The sequence below is a fragment of the Sulfurimonas sp. HSL3-7 genome, assembly GCF_039645985.1.
Taxonomy (GTDB): Bacteria; Campylobacterota; Campylobacteria; order Campylobacterales; family Sulfurimonadaceae; genus Sulfonitrofixus; species Sulfonitrofixus jiaomeiensis.
Window position 1 is genome coordinate 1229794 of record NZ_CP147919.1, and the last position, 22818, is coordinate 1252611.

Annotated in this window: 24 protein-coding genes; 18 read left to right on the forward strand and 6 right to left on the reverse strand. The window is 50.4% G+C overall.

Annotated elements, in window-relative coordinates; all coding sequences use genetic code 11:
* The first annotated feature begins 143 nt into the window (after positions 1-143).
* From WCY20_RS06190 to WCY20_RS06205, 4 genes are read left to right on the forward strand one after another with little or no spacing between them, the layout of a single operon-like run.
* A complete protein-coding gene (locus tag WCY20_RS06190; RefSeq protein ID WP_345977859.1) occupies positions 144-374 on the forward strand; it encodes a VF530 family protein in 231 nt (76 codons plus the stop codon).
* A gap of 21 nt (positions 375-395) precedes the next feature.
* A complete protein-coding gene (locus WCY20_RS06195; protein ID WP_345977861.1) occupies positions 396-1616 on the forward strand; it encodes a dicarboxylate/amino acid:cation symporter in 1221 nt (406 codons plus the stop codon).
* Complete coding sequence (locus WCY20_RS06200; protein ID WP_345977863.1) at positions 1616-2308, forward strand: TIGR01621 family pseudouridine synthase; 693 nt, start codon at positions 1616-1618, stop codon at positions 2306-2308. The genes WCY20_RS06195 and WCY20_RS06200 overlap by 1 nt, the downstream gene beginning before the upstream one ends.
* Positions 2305-2814 carry a hypothetical protein gene (locus tag WCY20_RS06205; RefSeq protein WP_345977865.1) on the forward strand — a complete coding sequence of 170 codons (510 nt, stop codon included), beginning with the start codon at positions 2305-2307 and terminating at the stop codon, positions 2812-2814. The genes WCY20_RS06200 and WCY20_RS06205 overlap by 4 nt, the downstream gene beginning before the upstream one ends.
* Here the strand turns inward: WCY20_RS06205 and WCY20_RS06210 are convergent.
* The 3 genes from WCY20_RS06210 to WCY20_RS06220 form a co-directional block, all read right to left on the reverse strand.
* A complete protein-coding gene (locus tag WCY20_RS06210) occupies positions 2811-3686 on the reverse strand; it encodes a DMT family transporter (protein ID WP_345977866.1) in 876 nt (291 codons plus the stop codon). The genes WCY20_RS06205 and WCY20_RS06210 overlap by 4 nt on opposite strands.
* A 178-nt stretch (positions 3687-3864) precedes the next feature.
* Positions 3865-4221, reverse strand: a complete 357-nt coding sequence (locus WCY20_RS06215) for a hypothetical protein (protein WP_345977868.1) — start codon at positions 4219-4221, stop codon at positions 3865-3867.
* Between the two features lie 154 nt (positions 4222-4375).
* Complete coding sequence (locus WCY20_RS06220; protein ID WP_345977870.1) at positions 4376-4729, reverse strand: hypothetical protein; 354 nt, start codon at positions 4727-4729, stop codon at positions 4376-4378.
* Positions 4730-4899: 170 nt separating this feature from the next.
* Between WCY20_RS06220 and WCY20_RS06225 the strand changes: the two genes are divergently transcribed.
* The 6 genes from WCY20_RS06225 to WCY20_RS06250 all read left to right on the forward strand — a co-directional run bounded on the left by WCY20_RS06225 (position 4900) and on the right by WCY20_RS06250 (position 11543).
* Positions 4900-6027 (forward strand): DUF1343 domain-containing protein, encoded by a 1128-nt coding sequence (locus tag WCY20_RS06225; RefSeq protein WP_345977872.1) that lies wholly within the window; start codon positions 4900-4902, stop codon positions 6025-6027.
* Between the two features lie 121 nt (positions 6028-6148).
* Positions 6149-7684, forward strand: coding sequence for a sodium:solute symporter (locus WCY20_RS06230; protein WP_345977874.1), 1536 nt, complete (start codon positions 6149-6151; stop codon positions 7682-7684).
* Entirely contained in the window at positions 7677-8768 is a 1092-nt protein-coding gene (locus WCY20_RS06235) for an anhydro-N-acetylmuramic acid kinase (RefSeq protein ID WP_345977876.1), read from the forward strand. Before WCY20_RS06230 ends, WCY20_RS06235 begins: the two co-directional genes overlap by 8 nt.
* Positions 8755-9699 carry a phosphotransferase gene (locus WCY20_RS06240; RefSeq protein WP_345977877.1) on the forward strand — a complete coding sequence of 315 codons (945 nt, stop codon included), beginning with the start codon at positions 8755-8757 and terminating at the stop codon, positions 9697-9699. Before WCY20_RS06235 ends, WCY20_RS06240 begins: the two co-directional genes overlap by 14 nt.
* 177 nt (positions 9700-9876) lie before the next feature.
* The gene (gene murU, locus WCY20_RS06245) at positions 9877-10545 is read left to right on the forward strand and encodes an N-acetylmuramate alpha-1-phosphate uridylyltransferase MurU (RefSeq protein WP_345977879.1); all 669 of its coding nucleotides are present in this window, start codon (positions 9877-9879) and stop codon (positions 10543-10545) included.
* A 212-nt stretch (positions 10546-10757) separates the two neighbouring features.
* Positions 10758-11543, forward strand: a complete 786-nt coding sequence (locus WCY20_RS06250; protein ID WP_345977880.1) for a DUF3050 domain-containing protein — start codon at positions 10758-10760, stop codon at positions 11541-11543.
* 112 nt (positions 11544-11655) lie between these two features.
* Here WCY20_RS06250 and WCY20_RS06255 read toward each other — a convergent pair whose 3' ends face one another.
* The gene (locus WCY20_RS06255; RefSeq protein ID WP_345977882.1) at positions 11656-12603 is read right to left on the reverse strand and encodes a CNNM domain-containing protein; all 948 of its coding nucleotides are present in this window, start codon (positions 12601-12603) and stop codon (positions 11656-11658) included.
* A gap of 468 nt (positions 12604-13071) precedes the next feature.
* On the opposite strand from WCY20_RS06255, the gene WCY20_RS06260 reads away from it, so the two are divergent.
* A complete protein-coding gene (locus WCY20_RS06260) occupies positions 13072-13602 on the forward strand; it encodes an OmpA family protein (RefSeq protein ID WP_345977884.1) in 531 nt (176 codons plus the stop codon).
* Between the two features lie 74 nt (positions 13603-13676).
* Here the strand turns inward: WCY20_RS06260 and WCY20_RS06265 are convergent, their stop codons facing one another.
* Entirely contained in the window at positions 13677-13964 is a 288-nt protein-coding gene (locus WCY20_RS06265) for a putative quinol monooxygenase (protein ID WP_345977886.1), read from the reverse strand.
* A 175-nt stretch (positions 13965-14139) separates the two neighbouring features.
* On the opposite strand from WCY20_RS06265, the gene WCY20_RS06270 reads away from it, so the two are divergent.
* From WCY20_RS06270 to WCY20_RS06290, 5 genes are all read left to right on the forward strand, one after another.
* On the forward strand, positions 14140-15156 hold the full coding sequence (locus WCY20_RS06270; protein WP_345977888.1) for a glyceraldehyde 3-phosphate dehydrogenase NAD-binding domain-containing protein: 1017 nt from the start codon (positions 14140-14142) through the stop codon (positions 15154-15156).
* 236 nt (positions 15157-15392) lie between these two features.
* A complete protein-coding gene (locus tag WCY20_RS06275; RefSeq protein ID WP_345977890.1) occupies positions 15393-16568 on the forward strand; it encodes a TolC family protein in 1176 nt (391 codons plus the stop codon).
* A gap of 10 nt (positions 16569-16578) precedes the next feature.
* Positions 16579-17787 (forward strand): efflux RND transporter periplasmic adaptor subunit, encoded by a 1209-nt coding sequence (locus WCY20_RS06280; protein WP_345977891.1) that lies wholly within the window; start codon positions 16579-16581, stop codon positions 17785-17787.
* On the forward strand, positions 17784-18464 hold the full coding sequence (locus tag WCY20_RS06285; protein WP_345977893.1) for an ABC transporter ATP-binding protein: 681 nt from the start codon (positions 17784-17786) through the stop codon (positions 18462-18464). The genes WCY20_RS06280 and WCY20_RS06285 overlap by 4 nt, the downstream gene beginning before the upstream one ends.
* Entirely contained in the window at positions 18454-19668 is a 1215-nt protein-coding gene (locus WCY20_RS06290; RefSeq protein WP_345977895.1) for an ABC transporter permease, read from the forward strand. Before WCY20_RS06285 ends, WCY20_RS06290 begins: the two co-directional genes overlap by 11 nt.
* A 411-nt stretch (positions 19669-20079) precedes the next feature.
* Here WCY20_RS06290 and WCY20_RS06295 read toward each other — a convergent pair whose 3' ends face one another.
* Positions 20080-20610, reverse strand: a complete 531-nt coding sequence (locus tag WCY20_RS06295) for a cytochrome P460 family protein (protein WP_345977897.1) — start codon at positions 20608-20610, stop codon at positions 20080-20082.
* 211 nt (positions 20611-20821) lie between these two features.
* Here WCY20_RS06295 and WCY20_RS06300 point away from each other — a divergent pair, with 211 nt between their 5' ends.
* Positions 20822-21499, forward strand: a complete 678-nt coding sequence (locus WCY20_RS06300) for a response regulator transcription factor (protein ID WP_345977899.1) — start codon at positions 20822-20824, stop codon at positions 21497-21499.
* Positions 21489-22487: a HAMP domain-containing sensor histidine kinase gene (locus WCY20_RS06305; protein WP_345977901.1), complete on the forward strand. Its 999-nt coding sequence runs from the start codon at positions 21489-21491 to the stop codon at positions 22485-22487. Before WCY20_RS06300 ends, WCY20_RS06305 begins: the two co-directional genes overlap by 11 nt.
* The last annotated feature ends 331 nt before the right edge of the window (positions 22488-22818 follow it).

The window sequence follows — 22818 nt, forward strand, 5'->3', positions numbered from 1 at the left end:
TCGAACGTATCGAATCAGGCCGCTGTGCGAATGTATTCCTCTATTTCGGTGCTTCTGCGCAATACGTTGAGAACGCATTCCGATGATATCACATTGTTTAGGTAAAATTAGTCCATACATAAAACGCAAGGACCACTTTACTCATGAGCGAAGAACACAAGAACAACCCGTTGCACGGCATCACCCTCAAAGCCATGCTTGAAAGCCTGGTTGAGCACTACGGATGGAAAGAGCTTTCCAACTATATTGAGATACGCTGTTTCTACAATGATCCTTCCATCAACTCAAGCCTCAAATTTCTGCGAAAGACACCCTGGGCGAGAAAGAAGGTCGAGGATCTTTACATCGACATGATCAAGAGCCGTTCAAAATAGCCATGCAGTAAGGAAAAGCAGTTGATAAATAAAATCAAGAAATACGCCACCACGAACACTTTGGTCCTCTTCGGTATTCTTTTCGGGGCACTTTTCGGTCTCTTCTTTCCGGAACTCGCCCTGCAGCAGAAGATCATCGGTTCGGCCTTTATCGCCTTTTTGAAGATGCTGGTGGTGCCGCTTGTCTTTGCCAGTATCTACGTGGCCATACTGGGGCTGGGTTCGCTCGAACACCTTAAAAACATCGGGCTGCGGACGATCTTCTTTTATCTCCTGACAACGGCTCTGGCTGTCTTTCTGGCGATCGCCGCTATGAATATCTTCGCGATCGGCGAGCCGGTCAGCAGTGCGGGCCTCAGCTTCGAGAAGGCGGCGACGATCGCGCCGTTCTCTTTTCCGGCTATGATACTCAGTTTCATCCCGACCAATATCTTCGCCTCGCTGAGCAACGGTGCGATGATGCAGATCATCGTCTTCGCCATCCTTTTCGGCGTGGCTTCACTCTATCTTAAGCCTTCCCAGCAGGCGCCGATGCTGAACTTCTTTACCTCAGTCAGCGAAGCGATGCTCAAGATGGCGGAGTGGGTCATCCTGATGACCCCGATCGGTGTCTTCAGTCTCATCTCCTATGTCATCGCGGATCAGGGGATCGATGTGGTACTTGACCTCTGGCAATATATTTTGGTCGTTGTCGGTGTCCTGCTCGTACACGGCATCATCAGCCTGCCTGCCGTACTGGCCTATTTCGGCCGCGTCAACCCCTACCGTTACCTCTCCGACGTTCGCGAAGCGCCGGTCATGGCTTTCTCGACCGCTTCATCTGCGGCGACCCTGCCGGTCTCTTTGCGCGTGGTCGAAGAGATGGGCGATGTCGATGCAAAGACGGCCTCGTTTGTCCTGCCGCTTGGCGCGACCGTCTCCATGGACGGTACGGCCGCCTACCTGACCGTAGCCGTACTCTACATCGCCAACCTTGCCGGGGTTTCACTCGGTCTGGGCGATCAGCTTCTTCTGGGCATCACGGTCGTGGCGCTGAGCGTCGGTGTCGCCGCACTGCCGAGTGCCTCGCTGGTGATGATGGTGGTCATCCTGAACCAGATCGGGCTTCCGGTGGAGTACATCGCCCTGATCGTCGCGGTGGACCGCATTCTGGACATGTGCCGCACCTCGCTGAACGTCACCTCCGACCTTGTCGTTACCAAAGTGGTCGACCAGTATGAAAAACGGGGTCTGAAAGTCTAATGCAAGCCATTAAACTGCTCTATGAAAACGATCTCTTTGCCCTTGTCGACAAACCGGCCGGTATGAACTTTCACAGTGAAGAGGCGGCGGGGCTGGTGGTGCTGACGAAAAAGATGCTGGGGCTGGAGGAACTCTATCCTGTCCACCGCCTCGACAAGATGACCTCGGGGCTGGTGCTCTTTGCCAAGACAAAAGAGGCGGCGCAGCGCTTCGGCACGATGTTTGAAGAGCGTCAGGTTGAGAAGTACTATCTGGCGATCTCGCTGCGCAAACCCAAGAAGAAACAGGGGTGGATCAAGGGGGACATGAAAAGCGCCCGTCGCGGTGACTGGATGCTTCTGAACACAATGCAGAATCCCGCCGTCACACAGTTCCACTCCAAGGCGATGCGCGAAGGCGAGCGCGGCTTTCTTGTCAAGCCGCATACCGGCAAGACCCACCAGATCAGGGTCGCGCTCAAGAGCCTGGGCTCGCCTATCGCCGGGGACCTCCGCTACGCCCGGAGCGAAGAGGCCAAAAAAGAGGAGAGGGGCTACCTGCATGCCTACGCACTACGGTTTGTTTTCGACGGCGAAGCCTATGCTTTTGTCTCCGCACCGAAAGAGGGTGAGCGCTTTTTAAGTGAAGCATTTCGTGATACACTTTCACAAGAGTGGTCCAGACCATGGGACCTTTTTAGGAGCGCAAAATGAAGGCGATTGACAAGGTGTTGCACAAGGGCGAATCGGTTCTGGTCGCTGCCGAGATCTCCAAGACATTCTACAACGGCATCGTCTCGCTCTACGCATTGGGTGCGTTGCTGCTCTTTCTCGGTTACGAGTACGAAATCGGCGTCATCGGGCTGGTCCTGATCCTGCGTACATTCTATATGCACATGTATGAGATCAAGGAGAAAAAGCACTATCACTGTATTTTGACGGAAGAACGCCTCATCATCATGAAGGGGTACAAAAAGCGCGAGATCATTCCCGTCAGGCTTGAAGAGATCAGGACGATCTACATCAAGCCTATCAATGAACGTTTTAAACACATTGTCGATGTGGGGACGCTCGAGGTTCTGACGACCTCTGGCGGGCGCTACGTCATCAGTAATATCAAGAAGCCTTACGCCTATCACCGCGCTATCATCGGTGATGTCGTCAGTGCGACCAGCTATGCCAGACGTGAGCCCAAAAAAGGGGTGGTCACTCCGCGTTAACGCCTCTCACGCTGCGAACGGTTGATCAGATAGACGCCCAGGAGCGTGACTGCGCCGCCGACGAGGATGTGCAGCTCGACGCGCTCGCCTAAAAGAAGATAACTGGTAAGCAAAGCAAAAAGCGGCACTAAAAACATGTAGGAGCTGGCCTGGGCCGAACCGAGTTTACCCGAAGCGATAAAGTAGATGGTGGTTGCGATGGTCTGTCCGAAGATGGCTAGATAGAGCAGGGCACTCCAAAAACCGATGCCCTGTTCTTTGACCGCCGTTATCTCGTAAGGCAGCGCGATAAAAAAGAAGATTATTGAGGCAAAGATGGCAATGAAAAAGCTGTAATGGACAGGGTGGATAAGGGCGTGCGAGCGTTGCGATATCAGCGTCAAAACCGCCCAGTCCAATGCGCAGAGCAAAAAGTAGAATTCGGCACCGTTTAGATTACTTACAAGTGCCGTCACTTTTAACATGATAAGACCGCCGACAAACCCGATAACAAGACCGGCAATTTGCATTTTGGGCGGATGTTTTTTGAATACCAGTGAGACCAGCAAAAAGGTCAAAACAGGCGAAAGGGTGGTAATGATGACCCCGCCGCTTCCGGCAAACCCTTTCTGTACACCGATAAAAGCGAAGATCATAAAAAGGACGTTCAAGACGGCACTGGGAATGATGTATTTGAACATCCCGGCCCTAAGGACAAGGGGTTTTTTGAGAAAGTAGAGTACAGGAAAAAAAGCAAAGATCATCAAGAAAAAGCGCCAGAAAGAGACCACCTGCCACTCAAGGGAATAGGTAAGAACCTTCAGTGCCGGCCAGCCCGCTCCCCAGAGCAGCATTGCAAAGATGAGGAGATAGCTAAAGTGTTTCGGTTGCATTGCGTCTCTTTCGGTGGGCTGTAAGTGATGATGGAATTATACCTTTTTAGTGATGCGGTGCAGGGTGTAAATTTTAAGGGTTGATTTCTAGAGAAGAGAGCCGCTTAATCACCTCTTTACGTATCAGCCAGTGCTCTAAAGCAGCAGCTGTATCAATCGCATATGGGGTAAACGTAGATCAATTATCGCTGAGTGTCTCAACTGTGAACAGCACCAGCTGTTTGACCTGTGCCGGTTCGACGTGGAAAAAGAGGAGGCCATCCTCATACTCGTCGCTCGAAGGTGCAATGACCTCTGTTGAGACCTTGCACTGCAACGATTTGAGATAGTCGTTGGCCTCTTTGAAGAGCAGCTCTGCCTGCCCTCCATCCTGAAGCGTATCGTTGAAATTGACAAAGTAGAAACTGCTGTTGTTCTTGACATAGAGCTGGCTGAGGGGGAGCTTTTCGCCTTTGCTTTGGTTCTCTCCGGTCAGGACAAAGTTCTTTTGCGTCTGAATAAATCTGATATGGAGTTTTGAAAGGGGTGCTGTCATTATTGATCCGATTAAAAAGTAGTGCGCTAATTATGCTGGTCTGAACCAAACAGTATGATGAAATGAAACGTTGATGATGAAAAGCTAAGAAAGGGCAAATCCCCCATCTTTTTAAAAGCTTTGCAGTCAAGACACCACAAGGGTGATTGAAGTATCAATCCTCTTCTTGAAAAATATAATCCTCCGAGATACAGAACTCTTCACACGGTTTGATAATGCCGTAAAGTGTCAACTCGCGACCGCTTATGTGGCTGATCGACTTCCCTTTTTCATCCAGAAAAATAAAGGTTTCATATTCGTGCTCACATTTTTTGATAAATTTTGAATAGATAACATAAACAGCATCTTTCAATGCCGGAAAACGCTCCAACGCCATTATAAATTTTTTTGACTGCTTATCGATCTTTTGGATCTCAAGACGATCGGTTTGGACAGATTCCTGCAGTACCGGAAGGAGCTCCGGCAGTATCTCATGCAAATTTGAGTATTTAGGTATTTCTTGCATCATACCGTCCTTGTTTTTTTTTATCATAATACACAAACCAATAAAGAGAGTTTAATCGATTAAAGTTCGCTGGAATTTTTATCTTACTAAGCATATCTGCCTATAATATGTTATATATTTGCAAGGCGACAAACACTTTTATGAAGATCTGTACACTTATTTTTACTTTATTTATGGCATCCATGGCTTTGGCAGCCGAGATAGAGGCCGGAGCGCAAAAACTTAATGCCTATCTTCCGCTCATCAAAGATAAAAATATCGCTCTGGTCGTTAACCACGCCTCCGTCGTCAAGGACGAACACCTTGTGGACCTGCTGTCGGAAAACAATATCAGCATCAAGATGATCTTCGCACCCGAGCACGGGTTTCGTGGTGCAGCAGATGCAGGCGAACACCTCAAGAACGGGGTGGACGTCAAAAGCGGCCTGCCTATCGTTTCGCTCTACGGCAGCCATAACAAACCGACGTCCGATGACCTCAAAGGCATCGACACGCTTCTTTTTGATATTCAGGATGTGGGGGTCCGCTTTTACACCTACCTCTCGACGCTGCACTATGTGATGGAGGCCGCCGCCGAAAACAATCTTTCCGTCATTGTGCTGGACAGGCCCAATCCCAACGCTTACCGTATCGACGGGCCTGTTCTTAAAAAAGGGTACCGCTCTTTTGTCGGACTTCACCCGGTGCCTGTCCTATACGGCATGACGATCGGTGAGTATGCACAGATGATCAACGGCGAAGGGTGGCTGAAGGGCGGCATCAAAGCGAAACTGACGGTCATACCTTTGCACAACTACCGCCACAGTGACTTTTATCATCTGCCAATCAAACCTTCACCCAATCTGCCCAATGACCTCTCTATCGCACTGTACCCCTCATTGGCCTTTTTTGAAGGGTCCGTCTTTTCGGCAGGGCGCGGCACGCCAAAGCAGTTCCAGCTCTACGGGGCTCCTGACTACGCAAAGCGTGACTTCTCTTTCGTCCCTGAACCGAGAGAGGGGGCAAAGTACCCCAAACATCAGGGAAAGGTTTGCTACGGGGCAGATCTGAGCGGCACATCACTCGACGCCGCACGCGCATCTAAAAAGATCGAACTCTCCTATCTGTTCGATGCCTACCGCAACTACCCCGACAAAGAGCGGTTCTTTTTAAAGAATAACTTCTTCGACCGACTTGCCGGAAGCGATGCACTGCGAAAGCAGATCATCGCCGGCAAAAGCGAAAAAACGATCCGTGCGGGCTGGGAAGAGGATTTGAAACGGTTTAGAGCGGTACGTGGAAAGTATCTTCTTTATCCGTGAGCTCTTTTTCGTGCAGATCAAAATAACAGCTCCGGCCGGAAGTCCGGCACAGCTCCTGCTACAGTGCACCTATTAAGTATGTTGCGCTAAAATAAACAACTTTAAATCCTCAGGGAGAGTGATGAACTCAAGCTTTGCCGCCATCGACTGGATCATTTTCGCTTCGTACTTTATCGTACTGATCGTCAGTTCGGTTCTATTGAGCCGGACCAGGATAGAGAACTCGCGGGACTACTTCGTAGGCGGCAACAGCATGCCGATGTGGGCCGTGGCGATTTCGGTGCTGGCGACGACCCAGTCGGCGGCGACCTTCCTGGGCGGGCCGGAGTACGCTTTTCGCAACGATCTGACCTTTTTGGGCTTCTACCTCTCAGCCTTCTTTGCCGTCATTTTTGTCGCCAGGGTGCTGATTCCCCGTTTTTATGCGATCAAAGCGGTAACGGTCTATGAGCTCCTGGAGACCCGTTACGGCTCCTCGGCCAAGAAAAATGCGGGAATGATGTTCCTGATCGGGCGGCTTTTTGCCAGCGGGGCAAGGCTTTACATCGGTGCCCTGGCCATTTCGATGATTTTGTTTATGGACATCGCCGCCTACCATGTCGCACTCTCCATACTCATTCTGGTCATTGGGGCCTTGGCCTATACCTATTTCGGCGGGGTCAAGTCGATCATCTACAGTGATGTTATCCAGGCTTTAACCTACATCTCCGCCGCACTGGTGGTGCTCTTTTATCTCTACTACTCCCTGAACAGCGACTTTTCGACCGTGCTCTACACTTTGGCGGCCGATGACAAACTGCGGCTTCTGGATTTCAAACTCGACTTCTTATCGACAGGCAGTTTCAATGTCTGGGGGCTGATGAGCGGGTGGCTGCTGCTCAACATCGCGGCGTACGGGATGGACCAGGATATGACGCAGCGGGTGCTCTCATGCAGGGATAAAAAAGAGGGCGAGCGGGCCATCATCATCTCGGTACTGATGACCATTCCGGTCGTTCTCCTCTTTATGCTGATCGGGCTGCTGCTCTATCTCTATTATGAACACCCCGAACTCTCCGGTTTTGCCAATGGCGTAGACCAGCAGTTCGAGGGGCAGAAGATCACGATCCTGATGTACTACATCTTGAACGAGATGCCCGAAGGGGTGCGCGGTTTTGTCACGGTCGGCGCCATCGCCGCGGCGCTTTCGAGTACCAATTCGGTTCTGGGCGCCATGTCGTCCGTCGCCATAGAGGACCTCTACAAGCCGTGGAAGCTGAAACAAGGCAAGGTCAGCGAGTTCCATTTTGTCAAAGCGGCGAGAGCCGGGGTCCTACTTTTCGCGCTGCTGCTCTCGATCATGGCGATGATAAGCTATTTCTGGCAGCGCTATACGGACCTGCCGCTGTTGAATTTTGCACTCGGCGTAATGGCTTTTGCCTATTCCGGCCTGTTGGGGGTCTACTTCTCGGCCATTTTTACATCGCGCGGCAGTTCAAAAAGCGTACTTTTCGCACTGATCGGCGGTTTTATGACGGTGCTGTTTATGCAGCCCTATATTCTTGGGATGATCACCGATTTTAAAGTGGGGTTTGCCTGGCAGATCGTCATAGGAACGCTTGTCTCTTTTGCCATCATGCAGTCAAGTTCAGGAGCTGGAGGAGGTGAGAATGTCTGAGTTATATATCGGCCTGATGTCGGGCACGAGCATGGACGGCGTGGACGTCGCGCTTTGCGAGGTTGACACGAGCCATTGCCGATTGGTAGCCTCCCTGGAGTATCCGTTTTCGAAAGCGTTAAAAGAAGCGGTACTGCAGATGATCGGCAGCAGTACCACTCTTCAAACGGTCGGGGAGATGAATCATCGCCTGGGGCTGCTCTTTGGCGAAGCGGTCAATGCCCTGCTGGCAAAGGAAAAGATCGAAGCGGCACGTATCAGAGCCATCGGCTTGCACGGGCAGACGCTTTGGCACAATCCGCGGGGGGAACACCCTTTCTCGATGCAGCTGGGCGATGCCAGTATGGTCGCAGCACAGACAAACATCGACGTGGTGGGCGACTTTAGAAGCAAAGATATCGCCCTTGGTGGCGAAGGGGCGCCGTTCGCGCCGGCGTTCCATCAGTTTCTGTTCCATCATATGGCCAAGTCGATCGGTGTGCTGAACATCGGCGGCATGGCGAACCTCTCGGTCCTGCAGGAGCCGCTGATCGGTTTCGATACGGGCCCGGGCAACGTTCTGATGGATCTGTGGGTGCAAAAACAGTGCAACCTCCCTTATGACAACGATGGGCAGTGGGCTCAAAAAGGAAAGAGCGATCAAGCGCTGCTGGACGACCTGAATAATGAAGCGTACTTTGCAGCGCAGGCGCCGAAAAGTACGGGTCGGGAGCTGTTTAACCTGACGTGGCTGGCTGGCCACCTGCAAAAGCATCTGAAGATTACAGCCGAAGATGTACAGGCGACCCTGCTGGAATTGACGGTCCTGTCGGTTGTCAACGAAGTCAGGCGATACAAGATAGAACATCTGCTGGTCTGCGGCGGCGGGGTTAAGAACAGCTTTTTAATGCACCGCCTCGCCGAGGAACTTGACAATATCAGCGTGACCGCGACCGATGCCTACGGGGTGAGCAGCGAACAGATGGAAGCGATGCTCTTCGCCTGGCTGGCCTATAAACGCATTCACAGGGAGGCGGTGGAACTCAAAGCGGTGACCGGGGCAAAAACAAACGGTATTTTAGGAGGTGTTTATGCAAAAGATTAAAGCGTGGCTGGAGAGAACAAACTACCGCCATTTTGATATCGAGGTCGCCTCGGCCGATGCGAGTTTTCGCCGCTATTTTCGTCTCAGCGAAGCGGGCGAGAGCTATATTCTGATGGATGCCTCGCTGGAAAAAGCGTCGCTCTCTCCGTTTGTCGATATCACCAAACGCCTCTTGGATGTCGAGGTCCGCGCACCGAAGATCCTGGCACAGAACCTTGAAGAGGGCTTTCTGGTTCTGGATGATTTCGGCAGTACCAACTACCTCGATGTCCTCAACGATCAAAACTTCAAGATACTCTACACCAAAGCGATGGAAGAGATACTCAAGATGCAGAAGGGAGATACGACAGGGTTACCGCTCTACGACAAAGCTTTTCTGCACTTCGAGATGGACCTGATGAAAACATGGTTTCTGGAGCAGTATGTCAAGCTGCCGCTGAACCGCGAAGACGAAGAGACCATTGAAAAGGCGCTTGACGCCATCAGCAAGGTGGTGCTGAGTCAGCCTCACGGTGTCTTTGTCCACCGTGACTACCATTCGCGCAACATTATGCTCACCCCTGAAGACGAGATCGGGGTGATCGATTACCAGGATGCGATGAACGGTGCCATCACCTATGACCTGGTCTCGCTGCTCAAAGACCTCTACATCGAGTATCCGCCCGAAGAGGTGGAGGCTCTGGCCCTGACATTCAGAGACATGCTGGGTCTCGATGCGGACGATACGACCTTTTTAAAGTGGTTCGACTTTATGGGACTGCAGCGCCATATCAAGGTGCTGGGTATCTTTGCGCGTCTCTATCTTCGTGACGGCAAAGAGGGTTACCTCAAGGATCTGCCGCTGACCCTCAAATACACGCTTGAAACGGCGCGAAAGTACAAAGAGACGCAGGCATTGGCCAGACTGCTTGAACGGGTCGTCCTGCCATGAAAGAAGGTACTGCTTTCATCTCACCGACAGGTGTAGCTTTAGTGAGAGGAATTGGTGACGGGCATTGCCTGGCATCAAGGAGATGATAATGAAAGAAGGTACTCTTTACATCTCACCGACAGGTGTAGCTTTAGTGAGAGGAATTGGTGACAGGCATTGCCCGGCATCAAGGAGATCATGATGAAAAAAGCGATGATATTGGCCGCCGGACTGGGCAACCGCATGCGCCCTTTGACCAACCACAGGCCAAAACCCCTGCTCGAGGTGGCGGGCAAACCGCTCATCGTCTACCACATCGAAAAGCTTGTTGCGGCCGGGTTCGAGGAGGTCATCATCAACATCGCCCATCTGGGCTTCATGATACCCGAAACGCTCGGTAACGGCTCCAGATGGGGCGTCAAGATCACCTACTCCGACGAGCAGGAGGAGGGGGCGTTGGAGAGCGCCGGCGGCATTGTCAAAGCACTGCCTCTGCTTGGAGATGAACCTTTTCTTGTCGTCAACGGCGATGTCTGGTGTGATTATCCATTTGACAGCAGCTTCGATCTCAAAGACGATCTGGCACATCTTATACTGGTCCAAAACCCTGATCATAACCAAAAGGGCGATTTCGCATTAAAAGAAGGGCGTGTCAGCAACAGTGGGGTGTCGCTCCATACCTTCTCGGGTATCGGCTACTACAGCCCCCGACTCTTTGACGATCTCCCTTACGGCAAGTGCCCTTTGGCGCCCTTGTTACGCAAGGCAATAGCAGATGAAAAGGTCAGCGGCGAACTTTATGGGGGAGAATGGCGTGACGTCGGTACGCCTGAGCGTTTGGCCGAGATCAATGCAACGTTTCGATAGGGCCTATTTTACTTTTCACGTATAGTTACCTCGGCTGTCTGTTTGACCATTTCAGACTCTCAGGACGATAGGGTCAGAAAAGGGCCTGAAGTGTCAAAAAGTAATAATCTGACCTTATTTGCAAGATAACTCTATATAAAGATAGATTATTTGGTGTCAACTTCAAATCGCTTCGATACAATGGGGACAAAAATTATCAGGAGCGCTCTCTTATGGCAACATTCCCTCTCGAAAAGATCAGGCTTTTGCGCAAAAAACTCTCTACCCATCCCGTCTATGCGGCTGTCTCGAACATTGACGACCTGACACTCTTTATGCAGCACCACGTCTATTCGGTCTGGGACTTTATGTCCCTTCTCAAATATCTTCAGAACGAATTTGCCCCGACCGGGTCACCGTGGCTTCCGCACGGTGACGCTCGGGTCAGACGCTTTATCAACGACATTGTGCTGGAAGAGGAGTCCGACGAGGGACTGCCGCTGGCGGACGGAACCCCGACTTATGCGAGCCATTTTGAACTTTATGTCGCGGCGATGGAAGAGGTACGCAACGGCAGCAGCAGCAAGATAGAGGCTTTTGTCGGCGAGGTCGCATCGGGCTCGCTGCAGCGTGCGATGGATAATGTTGTTATTCCCGAACCGTCCCGTGTTTTTATGGGTACGACCTTTGACTTCATCGACAGCGGCAAGCCCCATGTCGTTGCGGCGGCTTTCGCTTTGGGGAGAGAGCATATTATTCCGGAGATGTTCCGTGCCCTGCTTGCGACGATGAACATCACGAAAGAGCAGGCTGAGGTCTTCCACTACTATCTCGAACGCCATATCCACCTCGATTCCGACTTCCACGGGCCGATGTCCCTTCGAATGTTAGAACTGCTGTGCGGTGACGATGAAGAGAAGATCGCCGAGGCGGAAGCGGCTGCCCTCACTGCCATTGAAGCACGGATCAGCTTCTGGGACGGTGTATTAAAGGCGATCACGGATTCCCGTAGCTCCTGACCAGGATGCAGCCATAAGCGCAACCATCCAAGCTTAGAACATGACAAAGAGCTAACGCCTTGTCGTCTTTTTTAGCCGTCTTTAGATGTATTGCGAAGAGAAGTGTTTTCGATCAGTGGCCGTACTCATCGGTAATCTCGTGGCCTACCAGTGCCTCCAAAACATCTTCCATCGTAACGATGCCGACCCAGCCTGACTGGTCGGTGACGGCGGCCATATGGACCTTTCCTTTGATCATGCGGTTAAGCATGTCGTCCGCCTTGGTGTCAGTGCGGATATGGATAAATTTATTGCCCGCGCTGAGCTCTTCGACCGCTCCGGTATCGGGCATAAGACCGACAAGCTCTTTAATATTGAGCACACCGACGATACGGTCATCACGTAAAACGGGAAAACGGGTGTAACCGCTTGCTTTGAGTTCGGCGATCTTTGTCTCGTTGAGCGCGTCATTGTATCCGACCGTGTGGACCTCATGGCATGGTGTCATTAGATCTTCGGAACTTTTCTCCTGAAGCGAGAGTGCTCCGATGATGATGTCACGGTCGAGTGCGTCGATATCGCTGTCTTCCGACTGCTGATGCGTTTCGATGACATGCCGCAGCTCATGGCGGCTTAGCATGGATGGCAACTCTTCGCCCAGGACACGGTCAAGCACCATGGTGATAGGGCCGGCAACAGGGTAGAAGGCAACCATCAAAAATCTGACCAGTCCCGCTACTTTTGCTCCGACGACAAGGGCGTGACGGGTCAGTAATGCAGCAGGAAGGATCTCTCCGAAAATAAGTATGAGGGCCGTTGAGATAACGCCGGCGATGACCCCTTCGCCTACCATACCGCCTAGAAAGATGGAAAGCGTGGCATTGACAGCTGTGTTGCCCAGAAGGAGTGTAACGAGCAGTAAATTGCTGTGCTGGATGACGGGAAGGACCTTGGCGGCATTTTTGTCGCCGAGGTCGGCTGAACGCTGTACTTCATCGACGCCAAGTCCCATAAGGCCTATCGTCAGGCCTGAAAACATTCCGGAAGCGGAAATAAGTGCCAATATAATAATAATGTCCATAAACTCTCTGTATTGATTTAATTGGCAAAATGATAGCACACTATACTAAACAGGTGTGTATAAGTTACATTTACTGCCCGGCAGGCGGTTTTTTTTGTTACTGCTCTCAGTTTTTCAAAGAGAATAGACTTGATATCGACGTCTTTCTTGAGAATGACCGGGGGTTTTAGTGGTAGACGTTATCAAGCAGAGGTGTCTACCGGGGTAAAAAAAGGCGGTGTCTTACGTGATGCGGCCGGACTTTACCGTGATCTTATCCGACCGATCGTAGGGTGAGAACAAAGAGATCTTAGCAGTGCTGTACTATAGATTGGCACTTCCGTAGGTTAATCTGTACGTATAGAGCGCTGTATACAGAGCAGGGTGGGGAAAAGCGTTTATGCTGATTTGTCCGATCGCAACTGGTTTAAAAGCTGTTTTTAGTCTATTTTAGTGTATGATGATGTTAATTTATACAAAGGCATATAGATGAAAATGATTGTTCTTTCTAGCGCATTGATCGCTGTTCTGGCTATGACGGGTTGTACAACCAAAGAACCTGTAGTTGAAGAAGAAGTTCAGGCGGCTCCGGTTGCAACGGTTCCTGCACCGGTAGAAGAAGAGGCTGTTGTCCCCGAAGCAAAGGTAATTGAACTTAGTCAGCCGACTGTAGCAGATCTTGAAGGCCAGATGAAAACGGTGAACTTTGATTTTGATAAATATGATATCCGTTCGGATATGCAAGCGTATGTTGTTGCTAACAGCAAGTTGGCAAACGGTGAGGCTGCCGAGTATGCGATCAAACTTGAAGGCAACTGTGACGAGTGGGGAAGTGATGAATACAACTTCGCTCTGGGCCTTCGTCGTGCAAATGCGGTCAAATCTGAGATGGTTGCTGAAGGTGTTGATGCTGAGCGTATTTCGATGGTAAGCTACGGTGAGAGCAACCCGGTCTGTACAGAGAAAACAAAAGAGTGCTGGTACCAAAACCGCCGAGTGGACGTTAAACTTCTTCCGTAAACTCTTCTTGGGTTTTAGACCATTCGCAATCGCTTGATTGGGAATCCATACCGTTTTAGTGTATGCCTGATATTTCAGTTTGTTAAATTGAGAGCGTTAGAGACCTGGATCTCTATGAGCTCTTGCATACGCGAACACAGCTTTTGAAAATGCTCATTGTCAAGATGTGCTTTATAGCGCTTCTTGTTTTTCCATATCTCTATGATAAAAAAGACATCCTTATCTTCATCGAGTTGATATAACTCATATTTCTGGCACCCTTTTTCCATCAGTGTCGCTTCCACCAAAACGTTTAGCAGGGGTTTTAACACTTCTGATTTTCCCTCGACAGCTTCAATGATGATCTGATTTGCAATGACCATTTATAATCCCTTCTTTTAAATGAGTATAACAAAAAAAGAAGAGGATGAAAATGCGCGTTATCATAGGGGATGTCAGCTCTTTACATCTTATTTCCTGCTAAAATCACGTAACAGATAAACCTCAAAGGCCGTATGGTTTTTTAAGGGTATTCATATAGTACAGGTTTGAAATAAAATGCAGAAGATCAGGGTTTTTATTAACGGTTTCGGCCGTATCGGCCGTAGCGCATTGCGCGTGATGCTCGACGATGACGCTTTTGAGATCGTTGGGATCAACGATGTATTTCCTGTCTCTGAGTTCAAGTACCTTATGCAGTATGATTCGATCTATAAAGAGCTGCCGCACCGGGTCTCCCTTGAGAATGAGATCTTGCATGTGGGCAGACATACGATCAGGCTCTTTTGCCAGGCAGACCCTTCGTCTCTTGACCTCTCTTCTTTGCATGTTGACGTTCTGCTGCAGTGCAGCGGTCTGTTTTTGACACGTCAGGCGAATGTACCATACCTTGAGCAGGGGGTAAAAAAGGTCATTTTCTCAGCACCGCCTCATGATGATACACCCAGTTTTATCATGGGTTTCAATGAAGAGACGTATGGCAATGAAGCAATTATCTCTAACTCCAGCTGCAGTGCCAATGCAATCGCCCCTGTTTTAAAGATCATCGAAGAACGATACGGCATCCATGATGCCTGCATCAGTATGGTCCACAGCTATACCGGCGAGCAAAACCTGCTTGACGGCAAAACCGTTACCAATGAACTTCGCCGCGCACGTTCGGCGACGCAAAACATTCTGCCGCTTAGCAGTAGCGCAACGGCTACGCTCGGCCGTTTTTTTCCCCGGCTGGAAGGACGCCTTTATACCAAAAGCATCAGGGTCCCTGTCCAGGCGACGACACTTTATGATTTTACACTCCATGTCCACCATACTGTTAAATGCGAAGAACTTACAGCACTGTTCTCCGAAAAAGCCCGGGGCAGGCTGCGAAATATTATCGCGACAGATGACACCTGCAAAGTCTCATCCGATTTTGTAAAGAACCGTCACAGTGCGACGATAGACCTTCCTTTGACGGAAGTTTTAGGCGGTAACTGTATTAAGCTGACAGCCTGGCAGGATAATGAATTTGGCTATGCCAGCCAGCTTGTAGCGATGGCCAAGCGAGTTTTTGAAAAAGAGATGCAACGTTAGAAGATCATAATAGAACAGATAGCATTCTCTCAGGTGTACGATTCAAAAGAGCACAGGAAAAAATACAGTGCAATGAAGGTAAAAGATCGCAAAGGCGGACGAAGGATTCTGAGCAGAACTTGTTTTCGGAATCGAAGATGTATCGTTTACAGTGGTTAACACTGTATTGGTGCATTGTTCACCATCGGGCAGGCAGATTGCTATATAATTGTTTTAGACGGATAAAAAGGGATTCTATGAAAAAACTGGCTGCAGTTCTATTGATCGCCGGTCCGCTTTTGGGAAACGAGCTGCCGCTCTCTGAGGAAAAATCGGAACTTCTGAAACTCAAAAGAGAGAAAATACAGGAAGATATCGAGCGAGGCAAGAGCGCCTGGGTCTCGCCGCTGACTGTTTCGGCCTCGATCGCCAAAAACAAGGATGCGACAGACGGGCATAGCGAAGTGAAAAATGCGGGTATTTCGCTAAACCAGGATATTTTCCGAAGCGGCGGTATCTATTATGCCGTCGACCAGGTGAAGGCCTCAGGGGAGGCGAGCCTGCTGGGGGTCGATATTGAAGAAGCGACCTATCTTAAAAATATCTACACGCTTAAAGCACAGATCGAACGTGACAAACTCAAATACGAGCAAAGCAACCTGACGCTGAAAAATATGGATATCGACCTCTTTATTATCAAGGCCAAATACAAGGTCGGCAGTGCCGATATCAGTGAGCTCAACCGGGCGACGCTGGATCGCGACAGTGCACGTACAGACCTGATCGTCATCAAGAACACGCTCCGCAACGAACGCTATGAGTTGAAAAAATTCTCCGGGGTGGCGAATGCCGAGAAGATAAGGCTGCCGGAGATCCCGTTGATCTCCGAGAACACGTACCTGCAGGATCATCTTGAACTGCTGCAATACAGTGCACTTGACAGAAGCGATAATGCCGCCTGGAAAGTGACGCGCTCGACCTATCTGCCGAAACTGACCGTCAACGGTACGCTGGGGTACAGCGATTATCAGGGGGACATAGCCGAGTACAGCGGCGACACCTACAGCTACGGTGCCGTGTTGAGTATGCCGCTAGACATCAATACGCGGGGCACGGTCGCATCGGGCAAGCTGCAATACCTGCAGACCAAAACGGCTGAGATTGACCGTAAGATGGAGTTGGAGCAGGAGTATGCGATGCGCGTCAACACCATCGCCGATTACGAAGAGAAGATCGGCGTGGCCGAAGAGATGATCAAGATGTACGATGACCTTTACAATTTTACCAATAACCAATACAAAGCGGGTTTCAAGTCGGCGTACGACCTCGAATCGCTCGGGAATTCGGTCAAGATCCAGAAACTCGAGAAAGAGATACAGGGTTATAACATTATAATAGAGAAGATCTCACTCTATTTCGATACCAGACAGTGAAGGAAGTATGATGAAAGAGATGCAAAAGATCACAGCCTACAGCAACAGCGCATTGAAATGGAAGATCGGTATTGCGATTTTTACACTGCTGCTGGTTGTCGGTGGATACTTCCTTTTTATGCCGAAAGATCAGGAAGAGGCGTTCCGTTATGTGACGCAGCCGCTTGAAAAAGGCGATTTGACGATGACCGTTTCGGCTACCGGCTATATTGAGCCGGTAGAGAATGTCGAAGTCGGTACGGAGGTTTCCGGTACGATAGGAGAGGTCCTTGTCGATTACAACGATGTGGTCAAAAAGGGGCAGGTCCTGGCGCGTCTGGACAAGACAAAATACCAGAGCACCCTCGACAAGGCGGAGGCTTCCCTTGCCGCGGCAAAGGCCTCTTTGCAGAACATGAATGCGCAGCTTTACCAGGCGAAAGCGACGGTCACGCGCAACAAAACGCTCAGAGCATCCACAAACAGGGCCCTTCCTTCACAAAGCGACTGGGACCGCGACTGGGCGAGTTACCTTACCGCGAAGGCACAGGTGGCCAATGCCGAGGCGATAGTCGATCAGGCCAGACATGCGCTGGTCTCGGCCCAGTATGACCTGGAGAGGACGACGGTCTATTCGCCGATCGACGGCATCGTTCTGGTGCGCGACATTGATCCGGGGCAGACGGTTGCGGCTTCGTTCCAGACACCGGTGCTCTTCAAAATTGCCAAAGATCTGACCCGCATGGAGCTGCAGGCGAGCATCGATGAAGCCGACATCGCCAAGGTCAAGGCCGGACAGCGCGCGACCTTCAGTGTCGATGCCTATCCCGAGATAAGTTTTGAAGCACGTATCAAGCTGGTCCGGGTCAACTCTGAGATCGTCGATGGTGTCGTCACCTATCTGGCGGTGATGGATGTTGACAACAAAGACCTTCTGCTCAAACCGGGGATGAGCGCCGATGCCGATATCATCACCAAGACACTCGGCGATACCTTCATCGTCTCAAAAGCGGCACTGCTCTACATCCCGGTCAAACCGACTGTATCGGGCCTCTTTGGATCGGGCAAAAAGGAGAAGGTGACGATTGACCCCAAACCCCATGTCTGGCTTCTTGAGAACGGTCAGCCGAAAAAAGTCTATGTCAAAGTGCTCGGAAGCAGCGGTTCGAATTCCGCTCTCTCTTCCGAGGAGCTCAAAGAAGGAGACCCGCTCATTGTCACGCAGGAGAAGCGCGAATGATCCGGCTGGAGAAGGTGACCAAGAGCTATGGCAGAGGCGAAGCGGCCACCCATGTCCTCAAAGAGGTTGACCTCGAGATACAGAACGGGGAGTTTGTCGCGATCATGGGCCCCAGCGGGAGCGGTAAATCCACACTGCTGAACATCCTTGGGGCGCTGGACGTCCCGAGCGACGGCAACTACTTTTTTGCCGAGACAAATATCAGGAACCTTTCCAAAGACCAGTTGGCACTCTTTCGGCGCTATATTCTTGGGTTTGTCTTTCAGGGATTCAATCTTCTGAAAAAGACCTCTGCACTGGAGAATGTGGAGATGCCGCTGATCTATCTGGGGCTCGGCGTAAAGCTGCGTAGAGAGAGGGCGACGGAAGCGCTGAAAAGTGTCGGCCTTGAAGAGCGTATGAACTACGACCCCGGGCAGCTCTCCGGCGGCCAGCAGCAGCGCGTGGCGATCGCCAGAGCGATGGTGACGCGTCCGAAAGTGCTCATCGCCGATGAGCCGACGGGTAACCTTGACACACAGCGCGGCCACGAGATCATGCAGCTGATAAAGGGCTTCAACGAAGAGGGGATCACCGTCATCATGGTAACGCATGAAAAGGATATCGCCGCCTATGCATCAAGGACGATCTACCTGCGCGACGGCCGGATCGAAAAGGAGAGCAGTCATGCTGTTTAATGCCTTTTTGCAGGCCCTTCGCGAGATAAGACGAAACCTGATGCGTTCCCTGCTGACGGCGACGGGGATCGTCATTGGGATCGCGTCGGTTATCGCGATGGTCAACATCGGCAAAGGGGCCAGTGAATCGATCACGAAGAGCGTCGGCGAACTCGGCAGCAATACCCTCTTCATCATGCCGGGCCAGGAGCGCCACGGCCCGGGAACGCAATCGGTGCTTACCAAGGCGTTCAAGATGAAAGATGTCGAAGTACTCAAGAGCTCCATCTTCGCACTGGAGGCGGTATCGCCGGCTGAGGGCTCCTCGCTGACGGTACTCTACAAGGACAAAAACTATCAGACCAGTGTCCGTGGCGTTGACAACGGCTATTTTGAGGTGCAGAACTGGAGCCTGAAAGAGGGGAAGGAGTTTGAAAAGAGCGAGCTCAGGACAGGGCAGAACGTCTGTATCCTCGGTCAGACCGTCATCAAGGAGCTTGCACTCTCAGACGAGTCGATCGTCGGCAAAAAGATCCGCCTTCAGAAGTTCTCATGCCAGGTGATCGGCGTGTTGGAGGCCAAGGGGGCTAACACCTTCGGCATGGACCAGGATGACCTGGTCCTGGTGCCGATCAAGATGTTCCAGCGCCGTGTCAGCGGCAACGACAACATCAATCTCATTATGGCTTCCGTTAAAGAGAATATCCCTCTCGAAGAGGCCAAACTGCAGATCCAGCAGCTGATGCGCGAGCAGAGGCATATCAAGAACGGGGAGGAGGACAACTTCTCGGTGCGGAGCATGACGGCGCTGCTCGACACGATCACCCAGATCACCTCGATGCTCACCGTCATGCTTGGTGCGGTCGCGGCGATATCGCTGGTCGTCGGGGGGATCGGCATCATGAACATCATGCTGGTCTCGGTGACCGAACGCACCCGCGAGATCGGCATCCGTATGGCCGTCGGGGCGATGGCGCAGGACATTCTGATCCAGTTCCTGATCGAGGCGGTCGTGCTTTCGGGCATCGGCGGCATCGTGGGTATCATTGTCGGTATGGCGATCACCTTTGGTGTTGCCGTCGGGATGGACATCGCCCTGGTGATCGACCCGAGTATCACGATGGTCGCGCTGCTCTTTTCGATGCTGATCGGCATACTCTTCGGTATTATCCCAGCGCGTAAGGCGGCCAATATGAACCCGATTGATGCGTTGCGGTATGAGTAGGATGGGCTTTTCTTTTGTATTGGAAATATTTGTGAAAATGCGGTAATGCCTTGATTTGAATTTAAAAGCTTGCGCTTTTTATCTTATTAGAATTGTCCGGAAAGTTTTGGCTTTAGTGCGTAGAGGGATAATTTCGGCAGTTGTGCCGAAATGTACGAAGGCTGGAAGCTGCTATTTTCATTCAGCTAATAGTGCCGAAGGGTATTGCCCTTTTCTTTTTTTGGTTACTTTTTTCTTTTCAGAGAAACATTTTACTACGCAAAAGCGGTACCCTTGTTTTGGGCAGGCAAAAGAAAAAAAGTGACACACTATCGATACAAAGACATTCAAAACAAGAAGGTTTAAAAATTTACGATTTGTGTGCCTATAATAGGTAGACTATCTGTCCGGGCAGGTTTGAATGTGAACTGCTTAGTGAAGCTTTTGATACCGGGTGAAGAGAAAATCATTGTCGCTTGCCGCTGCATGACAGCTTACGCAGCCTTGCGTCCCTTTGTCCCAGCTCCTGTAGCCCCCGTCTGTTTTAACGAAACGCGCATATCCCCAGCCGTCTGCGGGATAGTTCTTGCTGTCTTTGACCATATATTCGATGCGCTGTACTTCATCGGCTTCCAAGGCATCGGGAAAATTTCCCATCGCCTTGACATTCCATCCGATCTTGACAACCTTGCTCCCTTCCGGAAGCGGTAACCGATTGTTCTTCAGTGCCTCAAAGGCTTCCGTGTTGGCCAGGATATAGCGGAGCTCTTTCTTGTCTGTTCTATAATGCGTTGCTACGATCTTATACTCCTGGAAATCTTTTATCAGGTTGAAGGGGAGTCCGTTCTGCAGCATCTTTAAAGTCTCCATCGCTTTATCGAAAGATCCGGTCTCATCTGCCGCAGCGGCACCAAACCCGATAACAGCACTTGCCAACAACATTAAAACGTTTTTTGCGTACATGTGTACACCTCCAGATATGTTTTTTACACAGAAACAGTCTATAAGACCAATATGGAGATTGTGTGAACGAACCTCTTTTTTATAGTTCAAAACTTCATAAACCTATTCTTAACGTTATCTCCACAATCAGCCTGTAGACTTTATATAACTTTTTTCAGAGTGAACTTTGTTGAATCAAATTTATTATAATATAACGGCATAAAGGTGAAGCATGAAAAAAAGGATCTTGATTGTCGAAGACGAATATGAGATCGTCCGTCTGATCAAAAACCGACTCGATCCGGAGCTGTTTGTCGTTGACTATGCACTTGATGGCCGGGAGGCGATGGACTTTATAGTTGGTAACCGCTATGACCTCGTCATACTGGATATCATGCTTCCCAGAGTAAACGGTCTCGAAGTCTGCCGCCATCTGCACAAGCATGCCCCCGAAACATTTATTTTTATCATATCGGCACTGACCGCTGAATCGCAGAAGATCGAAGCGTATGAGATGGGCGCCGACAGTTATATCCACAAACCTTTCTCTCCCAGGGTCCTCGCATCTGAGATCATGGCGCTTTTCCGCCGATGCAATACCTACCAGCATCTCGTCCGGCACAACGAGATCTCCCTGGAAGATGATTTTTTCCGCTTGCGTATAAACGGGCATGTGTTGCAACTGACCCCCAGTGAATATCTCATTTTCAGCACCCTGTTCGAAAACAGGCGTTCGCCCTTCTCACGCCTCGATCTCGCAGCGCTTATCTATGAACACGGCCAGGGTGACATCAGTGAGCGGGGTATTGACAGCCATGTCGCCCATATCCGCAAAAAACTTCAGCCGTTCGATCAAAAAGATCTCATAGAGACAGTACGCGGTAAAGGGTACGTGATCAATGCGGATTAAATCTTTTCTGATTCTGGTTTACGGCACAGCCGGGCTCTTTATCGCCTCGATCACCGCCTTTATGACCTTTCTGATCATCGAAGAGCCGATCGGGTACAAAATGGGCTCCAAAATCGTGCTCACTGTTGTGCTGACAACCCCTGTCGTCATTCTGATCAGTGCTGTCACCGGAGGGTTGTTCGCGCGCCACATCAATGCCATCGCCGAGCGTCTGGAAAAGATCGCAGAGGGGGAATACGGCACCGATCTCTCCGGCAGTGCGATCAAAGAACTGGCGACCATCAACGATGTAAGCAACCGTTTGAGTCAGGAGATCAGCACGCTGTTAGGCTCGCTGAAAGCAAGAAACGAAGAGTTGAGCATGATGCTGCTTACCTTTTCGCACGATGTAAGAACACCGCTGATGATCGCCAACGGCTACATCGAAGAGCTCGAAGACAACCTGGTCCCCAGTGAAAGATTGCCGGCTGTGTATGAAAAGCTGAAGAACGAAAATAACTATATCAATGAGCTGTGTAATGATATTCTTACTTATCAACACTCCAGGGAGAAAGAAAGTCGCGTTAATGACGCGATACTGGTGCAGCCCATAGCCGATGAGGTCATTGCTCTTCTGGATGCACCTATTGTCAATGCTGTTGATCCGTCTATTTCTTTTGCTTTCAATGTCATCGATCTGAAGAAGGTCTTGATAAACCTTTTGCAAAACGCACTCAAATATGCACAATCCGAAGAGATAAAGATCTACAGCCAAGACGCCGAAATCATAGTCGAAGACTCCGGCATAGGGATAGAGCCGGTGCATCACAGCAAAATATTTGAGCCGTTCTACACTGTCGACAGCAGCAAGAACCGTGTACATAGCGGTTTCGGGCTGGGGTTGGCCATCACGAAAAATCTCTGCCGGCGCAACCAATGTCTCATCCAATACGATGCCGGTTATGAAAGAGGTGCCCGGTTTATTCTCTCCAAATCCTCTACGTCATAGGTGATGCGAGAGACGGTTTTTGATGAGTTATGTAGTTTAAATGTTTTTTGCTAGTAGTGTTGTTAGGTTTTTCTTTGTGTGCACAAAGAAAAACCTAACGAAAAAAGAAAGTGCAAGAACCTGACGGATATCGTTACTGCTAGAACTTTAAACTGTTAACAGTTGGCATTCCGTCACTACTGCCGGAATAAATGTTCTGACGTACAGGGGACACAAACTTCTAAGAAATTTTAAACCGTCTAGGGAGTTGAAAGTTCGACACTATGAGGCGCAGCCGAATTGAAAAGCATCAGCTTTTAGTCTCAATAAGATGCGTTACCGTTTTGCTTTT